Raw genomic sequence first — 9,051 nt, 5'->3', positions numbered from 1 at the left:
GTGTTCAGCCGGTCGATCACGCGGTCGTGCATGTCGGCGGTGTAGAAGTGGTAGCTCGATCCGGCGGCTTCGCGGGCACGGGCACGCGCGGCACCCGAATGCTGCAGCAGCGTGTCGACATCCTGCCCATCGGACGGGTAGATGGCCAGCCCGACATGCACCGCCGCCAGCAGCTCCCAGTCATCGACCGGCAGCGGTACCGCGAAGGCGTCGACCAGGCGCTTGGCGCTGACGGCGACCTCGAGTTCCCCCTCCACATCGGTGACGAGCAGCGCGAAGCTGTCGGCCTCCAGCCGGCAGAGCGAATCCCGGTCGTGCAGCACCGACGCCAGCCGCTGGGCGACAGCCCTGAGGATGCGATCGCTGGCCGCCTGGGCCACCGAGGCCTGCGTGCGTTGCAGCAGGTCGACCTCGATGTTCATGACGGCAAACGACCGGCCACCCCGCTGCGCAGCGGTCACGGCGGTGCGCACCCGGTCGCGGAACAGCACCCGGTTGGGCAGCCCGGTCAGCTCGTCGAAGTGGGCGTAGTAGCTCAGGCGTGCCTCGGCATGGCGGCGCTCGGACACATCCTGCGCCACGCCGAAGACTGCGCAGGACCGGCCTTCCTCGTCCAGCACCACATCACCCGACAGAAACAGGTACTTGGCGGGTGCCGCCGGGCTGCTCACGCGGATCTCGACTTCGCGTTCGCGTTGCATCCGCCGCAGATCGTGCGTGAAGCGACGCAGCCGCACCCGGTCCTCTGGCGAGACGTTGTCGAGCAGGTCCTGTACCGTCAGCGCTTGCGGCGCCGACAGACCCAGCATGTCGCGCAGTTCGCGCGAGCAATGGATCTGCCCGGTGCCGAAATCGAGACGCCACTGGCCAAGGCGCGCGATCTTCTGCGCCCGAGCGAGTGCCAGCTGGCTTTCGCGCAGCTCCCGTTCGGTCAGGCTGGTGCGCAGTGCGTAGCGGACACGCTGCGCCAGCAGGGCCCAGTTGATGGGTTTGGTGACGAAATCGGTGGCTCCGGCCTCGAAGGCGAGCGTCACGGCCATCACATCATCCAGCGCAGTCAGCATCAGCACCGGCGTGTGGCCGCTGCGCAGGGACCTCCTGATGTTTCGGCAGGCGTCGAAGCCGTTCATCACCGGCATGCGCACATCCATCAGCACGAGGTCCGGGGACTCGTTGTCGCACAGCCGGGTGGCGGTCTGTCCGTCCTGCGCCTCTAGCACGCGATAGCCGTAATCCTCGAGCACGCGGCGGATCATCATCCGCGTCACCCCTTCGTCATCGACGATGAGGATGCGGGCACCGCTGGTGCCACTGGCGCCTGGAACGGCGGTGTGCGCTGGAAAACTCATGGGCTGCGGGGCGACGGTAGCTCGACGATCAGGTGGTGCACGGCTGCCAAGGCGGCCGTGCAGGCCAGCTCCAGTGGGCCGATGTCCGGCATAGGCGCATTCTCCCTTGTGATGTCTCGTTCGAATTGTGCCGCCAGTTCGTGCAATCGCATCGCACCAATGTCTCCGGCCGTGTTCTTGAGTCGGTGCAGCAGTTCGCGCATGGTGTCGGTGCGGCCTTCTGCGGCGGCGTCCCGCAGTTGCAGGATCTCGCGCTCCAGCGTTTCCAGCACCTTGTCGAGCAGCATGCCCATGGCATCTCCCATGATGGCGCGCACCTGTTCGTAGCGGTCAGGGTCGATCGCTGCCATCGCGGGTTCCTCGGCGTGTCCTGCCGGGGCGGCCTTGCCGGGGGGCATCAGCCAGCGGGCGATGACGGTGCTCACGGTCTCGGTGCTGTAGGGCTTGACGACATAGTCGTCCATGCCTGCGGCCAGGCACTTCTGCCGATCGGCAGGCAGCGCATGCGCAGTCAGCGCGATGATCGGCACCCGGCTGCGTCCGCTCGCCAGCTCCCATTCCCGCACCGCCCGCGTGGCGTCATAGCCGTCCAGACCCGGCATCTGGATGTCCATCAGCACGACGTCGTAGCCATGTGCCTGGATGGCCCGCACGGCCTGGAGCCCGTCCTCGGCCAGCGCCACATCCAGACCGCGCTTGCGCAGCATCTGGGCACCGACATCGCGCGTGATCGGGTTGTCCTCGACCAGCAGCACCTGCTCGCCGCTGAAGTGCACCCCTGTCAGACGGGGCGGGGCTGTCGGAGACGGGATCGGTCGGTGCAGCACGGTCGAGATCGCGTCGTGCAGATCCGATTGGCGCACAGGCTTGTCGAGCCAGATGTCGACCCGCAGTCCCCGCATGCGCGCGGGATCCTGCACCGAGGAGCTGAGCATGACCAGCGGCATGGCTGCCAGCGCGGGGTCGGACTGGATGTGGCGCACCAGTTCGTAGCCGTCCATGCCGGGCATGTTCAGATCGAGCAAGGCCACCTCGTAGGGGCGGCCGGACATGGCGGCGTCCTGCAGCTTGGCCAGGGCTTCCTCGCCGTTGGCTGCGCTGCTGGACTGGCTGCTCCACGAGGTCAGGTAGCGGTGCAGGATGATGCGGTTGGTCGCGTTGTCGTCCACCACCAGCACGCGGGTGCCCGGGAAGTTGCGGCTGACGTTTAGGCGCAGCGCCTGACCGGACATCCTCATCGGCAGCGTGAACCAGAAGCGTGAGCCCTGGCCTTCCTGGCTGTCCAGATCGATGTGGCCGTTCATCAGCTCGACCAGCCGCTTGGCGATGCTCAGGCCGAGGCCGCTGCCGCCGAATCGCCGGCTGGTCGAACTGTCCGCCTGCGTGAAGGGCTGGAACAGCGTGCGCTGCTTGTCGCTGGCAATGCCGATCCCGGTGTCGCGTACCTCGAAGCGCAGCATCGATCGCCCGCCTTCGCCGGCTGCCAGTCCCACGCTGACGACGACTTCGCCGCGTTCGGTGAACTTGATGGCGTTGCCCACGAGGTTCACCAGCACCTGCCGCACGCGGATCGGGTCGCTGCGGACCATCTCCGGCACGCCAGGAGCGATGTAGCAGGCCAGCTCCAGCTTCTTGGCATGGGCCCGCTGCGCCAGCATCGCGGTGACATCCTCGACCGTGCGGCGCAGGTCGAAATCCAGGGCTTCGATGCGCAGCTTGCCGGCCTCCAGGCGCGAGAAGTCCAGGATCTCGTCGATCACGCCCAGCAGCAGCGAGGCCGACGTGCGGGCGGTGTCCAGGAAGCGCTCCTGCTGGCCGCTCAGCGGTGTGTCCTGCAGCATCTCGATGGCGCCGAGCACGCCATGCATGGGCGTGCGGATCTCGTGGCTCATGTTGGCCAGGAACTCGGACTTGGCGCTGGCGGCGTCCTCGGCGGCTTCCTTGGCGTGGCGCAGTTCGATCTCGGTGCGCTTGCGGTCGGTGATGTCGTGGATGACGCCGATGAAGCGGCGGCGGCCATCTGCCGGCGCTGTGCCGGTTTCATCGAGCGGCCCGAAGCGCAGGGCGATCCAGACCACCTCGCCGTCCTTGCGCCGCGCTTCGAATTCGCGCTCGGTGCCCATGGCGCTGCTCTGTCCGGTGGCCATGTAGCGGGCGAGGTAGCCATCGTGCCGGCTGCGGTGCGGTTCGGGCACGATGACCGACACATTGCAGCCGAGGACCTCGTCCGCGCGGTAGCCGAACATCCGCTCGGCACCGACGTTGAAGGTCTCGATGGTGCCGGTCTCGTCGATGACGACGATGCCGTCGTGGGTCGCGTTCAGCACGCGGCGCAACTGCTCCTCGCTGCGCGCGATCTGCTGCTGGGTCTCGATCCTGGCCGTCACATCGTTCTGCAGCGCGACGTAGTGGGACAGGCGCCCCTCTCCGTCGTGGATCGCCATGACCCGCAGCTCGTTCCAGAACGGCCGGCCGTCCCGGGTGTAGTTGAGCAGCAGCACCTCGATGTCGCGGCCCTCGCTGATGGCGCGGCGCAGCCGATCGATTTCGCTGCGATCGGTGTCCGGCCCTTGCAGGAAGCGGCAGTTGCGCCCCATGACCTCGTCGAATTGCCAGCCCGTCATGCGTTCGAAGGCGACATTGGCATAGATGATCGGCTGGTCTGCCTTCCGGGCATCGGCGATGACGACGCCCACGCCGATCGAATCGATGATGCGACCCCGCAGGCGCAGCGCCCGCTCGGCCTCGAGCCGCTCGCTCACATCCCGCACGACCACCAGCAGGGTCGCGGGGCCGGTTCCCTCGATGTGCGTCAGGCGCACTTCCAGCGGCACCAGCCGGCCATCGGGCAGCACGCCGTCGATGACCATCGGCTCGCCGAGCAGGCTGGCGTCCTCCAGCATCAGCGTGTCGCACAGTTGCGACCACGCCGGCGGCGTGAAACATTCGGCCAGCGAACTGTTCAGCGCATGCTCGGCGCGGCGCTGGAGGATGCGCTCGGCGGCCGGGCTCATCGACAGCACGCGCAGGTTGCGGTCCAGCGTCAGGATGCCGTCAAGGATGTTTTCCAGCACGCGCCGCAGTCCCTGCTCGCTGCGCTGCAGCTCCGTGTAGCCCTCGCCGAGGCGCAGCGACATGCGGTTGAAGGCCTGGGCGGTTTCGGCCAGCTCATCGTGTCCGCGGACGGGCATCTGGTAGCCCAGATCCCCGCTGGCGATCTGCTTGGCGGCGTTGGCCAGCTCGCCCAGTTGCCGGGTCAGGTAGGCGCCGAGCGCCCACGAGAACACGGCGACCAGCAGCATCTCGAGTCCTGCGAGTGCGAGCCCGGACCGTGTGGCCGTCGCCTTCAGGTGCTGCATCTGGGTGGCAGACAGACCAACCTCGACCCGCCCGAACAGCTGGCCATTCACCTTCACATCATTGGCGAGCCGGTAGACACCGTCCGTGACTTCCGCCAGCCGGGCCTGGGTGTCCGGCGGCATCAGCAGCGTTTGTGATTCGCCCGCCTGCGCCAGCACCAGCCGGTTTTCGTCGCGCACACGGGCGTAGACGACACCCGGGTAGGTGAGCATTTCGCGTGTGAGCACGTTCAGCGCAGCCAGATCGCTGGAGATCAGCGCTTCCTTGGCGACCACCGAGAAGGCCTTGATCGTGGCCTGCGAGCGCTGTTCGAACTCCGATTCGGCGGTGTCCAAGAGATAGCGAACGCCCGAGATCACCAGGACGGCCAGCAGCACGGCCTCGATGAGTGCCACACCGACGATGGTCTTGACGCGAAAACTCCAGTTCATGCGGGTGCGAATCCAGCGGCAGCGGGGGGGCTCATTCCTTGAGCAGCGCGGCCAGGGTGCGGATGCCCAGCGCGCGCACGTCGTTCCATTCGGCATCCTGCGCTGCGTCGAAGCCCTTGAAGCCGATGGCCTCCAGCGCCGAGCGCATCCTGGGATCGCTGTCTGCCGTGAGCATGGCTGCGCGCAGCGCCTGCAGATCCGCCGCCTGCACGCGCGGGTGCGCAGCGAAGGCATGCGGCGTGTAGTCCGTGGTCTGCCACAGCACACGCAACGCGTCCCGGACGGAGGCTTCCGTGTCTTGCAACGTGTGCACGATGCCGCCCCCGGCTTCGACCTGGCGCTGGGCGACATTGAGGTAGACCGACTCGTGCGACTTCACGAACACCGGCTTGATCGGCACCCCCAGGCGCTCGAACTCGGCGCGCACCAGCAGGGTGGCGCCAAAGGACGCCGGCGCCGGGAAGGCGATCTGCTGTCCTGCGAGTTCCTTCATGTCCTTGATCGCCGAGTCCTTGCGCACGACCACCAGCCCGCGCAAGCGGCGCTCCTTTTCCTTGGCGAAGGCCACGTACCCCGGCTTCTGCGCGAAGACGCTGTAGTGGTAGGGATTCATGTAGGCGATGTCATAGGCACCGGCGGCCAGGCGTCTCTCGAATGCCGGGATGTCCGGCGCCGTGGAGAAGCGCAGCAACAGGCCCGCGCGTTCGCTCAGCGCGCCGAGCACCGGAATCCACGCCCGTGCCAGCTTGCCGGCGGACTGCTGGGGCACGATGCCGAAGCTCAGGGTGCGGACGGGGCTCCGGGCCTGTGCCGCGGCGGGCTGGCTACCGCCGAGCAAGGCGCCGATGACCGAACCGCCGAGCCAGAAGAGGAGATTTCTGCGCATGCAGCAGTCTATACGCGGCATGCGCCCGGTCCCGGTCGGTGTCGGCCGGGACCGGGCGATCTCGTTGCTCAGCGCAGGATGTCGCCGATGCAGAGGTACTTGGTCTCGACGTAGTCCTCGATGCCCTGGTGGGAACCTTCACGCCCGAGGCCCGACTGCTTCACGCCGCCGAACGGCACCTCGGCCACCGAGATCAGCCCGGTGTTGATGCCGACCATGCCGTACTCCAGCGCCTCGCCGACGCGGAAGATGCGGCCGATGTCGCGGCTGTAGAAGTAGCTTGCCAGCCCGAACTCGGTGGCGTTGGCCAGCGCGACCACTTCGGCTTCGGACTGGAAGCGGAACACCGGGGCGACCGGGCCGAAGGTTTCCTCGCGCGAGCACAGCATGTCGCTGGTGACATCGGCCAGCACGGTCGGGGTGTAGAAGCGCTCGCCGATGCGGGTGCCGCCGACCACGACACGCGCGCCCTTGGCCAGCGCGTCGGCCACATGCGATTCGACCTTGGTGATGGCGTGGCCGTCGATCATCGGGCCCTGGTTGACGCCCGGCTCGAAGCCGTTGCCCACCTGGATGCCGGCGGCCTTGGCGGCGAGTTTCTCGACGAACTGGTCGTAGACGGCGTCCTGCACATAGATGCGGTTCGCACAGACGCAGGTCTGGCCGGCGTTGCGGTACTTGGAAATCATCGCGCCTTCGACGGCCGAGTCGATGTCGGCGTCGTCGAACACGATGAAGGGCGCATTGCCGCCGAGTTCGAGCGAGAGCTTCTTGATGGTCGGCGCGCACTGACCCATCAGGATGCGGCCGACTTCGGTCGAGCCGGTGAAGCTCAGGTGGCGCACGGTGTCGGAGGCGCACAGCACGTTGCCGATGGCGATGGACGAGTCGGCATCGCCGGTGAGGATGTTGAGCACGCCGGGCGGCATGCCGGCGCGCTGGGCGAGTTCGGCACAGGCCAGCGCGGACAGCGGCGTCTGCTCGGCCGGCTTGATGATGACCGTGCAGCCGGCGGCCAGCGCCGGGGCGACCTTGCGCGTGATCATCGCGATGGGGAAGTTCCACGGCGTGATGGCGGCGCAGACGCCGATGGGCTGCTTCAGGATGACGTAGCGCTTGTTGTTGTCGGTCGAGGGGATGGTTTCGCCGTAGATGCGCTTGGCTTCCTCGGCGAACCACTCGACGAAGCTCGCGCCGTAGATCACTTCCCCGCGTGCTTCGGCCAGCGGCTTGCCTTGCTCTGCGGTCATGATGCGGGCGAGGTCGTCGGCGTGCTGGACCAGCAGGGCGTACCACTTCATCAGGACCGCGCCGCGCTCCTTGGCGGTCTTGCTGCGCCAGGCGGGCCAGGCGGCGTTCGCAGCGGCGACGGCGGCTTCCGCCTCGGTGGTGCCCAGCAGTGCGACATCGACCAGCTTCTCGCCCGTGGCCGGATCGTTCACATCGAAGCGGGCACTGCCGGCGACCCACTCGCCATTGAGAAGGGCATCGGTCTTGAGCAGCGACGGATCGGCGAGCAGGGCGAGGGGCGAGGTCGGGGTGGTCGTCATGGGCATGGTCGGTTGGAGGGGGCGGGAATGGTTGGCGCTGACTGTACGCCCGCGCCTGAGTTCGCGCACAGGCACATCCGGGGTGTTCTGGGGCTGCACTGTGCAGGGGCGCGGGCCGGCACACCTTGCTCGCAAGGATGACGGTGGGCGGCGCGTGATGCCATCACCGCACCGGAACCCCTGGCAGCACGCACAGCATCTCGTACAGCAGATTCGCCCCCAGCAACGCCGTGTTGCCCGAGGGGTCATAGGGTGGCGACACCTCCACCAGATCGCAGCCGATCAGGTTCAGCCCGCGGCAGCCGCGGATGATCTCCAGCGCTTGCGGCACGGTCAGCCCGCCGATCTCGGGCGTGCCGGTGCCACCCGCATAGGCGGGGTCGATGCCGTCGATGTCGAAGCTGAGGTAGCAGGGCGTGTCGCCGACGACGGCGCGGACCTTGTCCATCACCGGCGCCAGCGACTGCCACCACACCTCGTGCGCCGGGATGACCGTGAAGCCCTGCTGGCGCGGCCAGTCGAAGTCGTCGGCCGCGTAGCCGGTGCCGCGCAGGCCGATCTGCCAGACCTTGTCGCCTTGCAGCAGGCCTTCTTCCACCGCACGGCGGAAGGGCGTGCCGTGGGCGATGCGCTCGCCGAACATGTCGTCGTTGACGTCCGCATGGGCGTCCACATGCACCATCGCCACCGGCCCGTGCCGCTCGGCCAGCGCCCGCAGGATGGGCAGCGCGATCGTGTGGTCGCCGCCCAGCGTCAGCGGCCGACAGCCGTGCGAGAGCACTTCGCGGTAGAAGTCCGTGATGATCCCGACCGATTTCTCCAGCGAGTAGGTGTTGATCGGCACATCGCCCAGATCGGCCACCTGCAGCGCGTCGAAGGGCGCCGCGCCGGTCGCCATGTTGTAGGGCCGGATCAGCGCCGACTCGGCCCGGATCTGGCGCGGCCCGAAGCGGGTGCCGGGGCGGTGCGAGGTGCCGATGTCGAGCGGCACGCCGATGAAGGCGGCGTCCAGTCCGGCGGCGCTGCTGGCCACGGGCAGTCGCATCATCGTGGCGATGCCGCCGAAGCGTGGCATGGTGTTGCCGCCGAGCGGCTGGTTGAGAACGCGGTTCATGGCGGGCTGGCCTGGCTCAGCGGCGACGGCCCCGCACCCATTCGAGTGCGAGCATCAGCGCGGTCGTGAAGACCGTCAGCAGCGTGGCGACGGCGGCAATCGTCGGGCTGATGTTCTCGCGGATGCCGGTGAACATCTGGCGCGGCAGTGTCACCTGGTCCGGCCCGGCGATGAACAGCGTCACCACCACCTCGTCGAAGGACGTGGCGAACGCGAACAGTGCGCCCGAGATCACCCCCGGAGCGATCACCGGCAACGTGACACGGAAGAAGGTCTCGACCTGTCCGGCGCCCAGGCTCAGCGAAGCGCGCACGAGGTTCTGGTTGAAGCCCTGCAGCGTGGCCAGCACGGTGGTCAGCAC

At 67.9% G+C, this 9,051-nt stretch carries 6 protein-coding genes; all 6 read right to left on the bottom strand.

From position 1 onward, the window contains the following. Positions 1–1,349, bottom strand: a 1,349-nt coding sequence (locus tag AB3X43_RS09080) for a two-component system response regulator (protein ID WP_369429522.1), incomplete at its 3' end; no start/stop codon positions are given. After that, on the bottom strand, positions 1,346–5,140 hold the full coding sequence (locus AB3X43_RS09075) for a PAS domain S-box protein (RefSeq protein WP_369429521.1): 3,795 nt from the start codon (positions 5,138–5,140) through the stop codon (positions 1,346–1,348). The genes AB3X43_RS09075 and AB3X43_RS09080, both read right to left, overlap by 4 nt. A 31-nt stretch (positions 5,141–5,171) precedes the next feature. Then, entirely contained in the window at positions 5,172–6,026 is an 855-nt protein-coding gene (locus AB3X43_RS09070; protein WP_369429520.1) for a phosphate/phosphite/phosphonate ABC transporter substrate-binding protein, read from the bottom strand. 68 nt (positions 6,027–6,094) lie between these two features. Next, complete coding sequence (locus AB3X43_RS09065) at positions 6,095–7,576, bottom strand: NAD-dependent succinate-semialdehyde dehydrogenase (protein WP_473965096.1); 1,482 nt, start codon at positions 7,574–7,576, stop codon at positions 6,095–6,097. Between the two features lie 163 nt (positions 7,577–7,739). Beyond that, positions 7,740–8,690 carry an agmatinase gene (gene speB, locus AB3X43_RS09060; RefSeq protein WP_369429518.1) on the bottom strand — a complete coding sequence of 317 codons (951 nt, stop codon included), beginning with the start codon at positions 8,688–8,690 and terminating at the stop codon, positions 7,740–7,742. A 16-nt stretch (positions 8,691–8,706) separates the two neighbouring features. After that, the coding region (locus tag AB3X43_RS09055) for an ABC transporter permease (RefSeq protein WP_369429517.1) at positions 8,707–9,051 on the bottom strand (345 nt) is incomplete at its 5' end.

This window comes from Sphaerotilus sp. (assembly GCF_041083715.1).
Classification (GTDB): domain Bacteria; phylum Pseudomonadota; class Gammaproteobacteria; order Burkholderiales; family Burkholderiaceae_C; genus Sphaerotilus.
The sequence above is the reverse complement of the archived record's forward strand: the minus strand, read 5'-3'. Positions and strand labels throughout refer to the sequence as shown.

What these genes read in the sequence shown, in the direction of transcription:
- AB3X43_RS09075 (WP_369429521.1), bottom strand. Translation starts at nt 5,140, where the DNA reads ATGAACTGGAGTTTTCGCGTCAAGACCATCGTCGGTGTGGCACTCATC.
- AB3X43_RS09070 (WP_369429520.1), bottom strand. Translation starts at nt 6,026, where the DNA reads ATGCGCAGAAATCTCCTCTTCTGGCTCGGCGGTTCGGTCATCGGCGCC.
- AB3X43_RS09065 (WP_473965096.1), bottom strand. Translation starts at nt 7,576, where the DNA reads ATGACGACCACCCCGACCTCGCCCCTCGCCCTGCTCGCCGATCCGTCG.
- speB (WP_369429518.1), bottom strand. Translation starts at nt 8,690, where the DNA reads ATGAACCGCGTTCTCAACCAGCCGCTCGGCGGCAACACCATGCCACGC.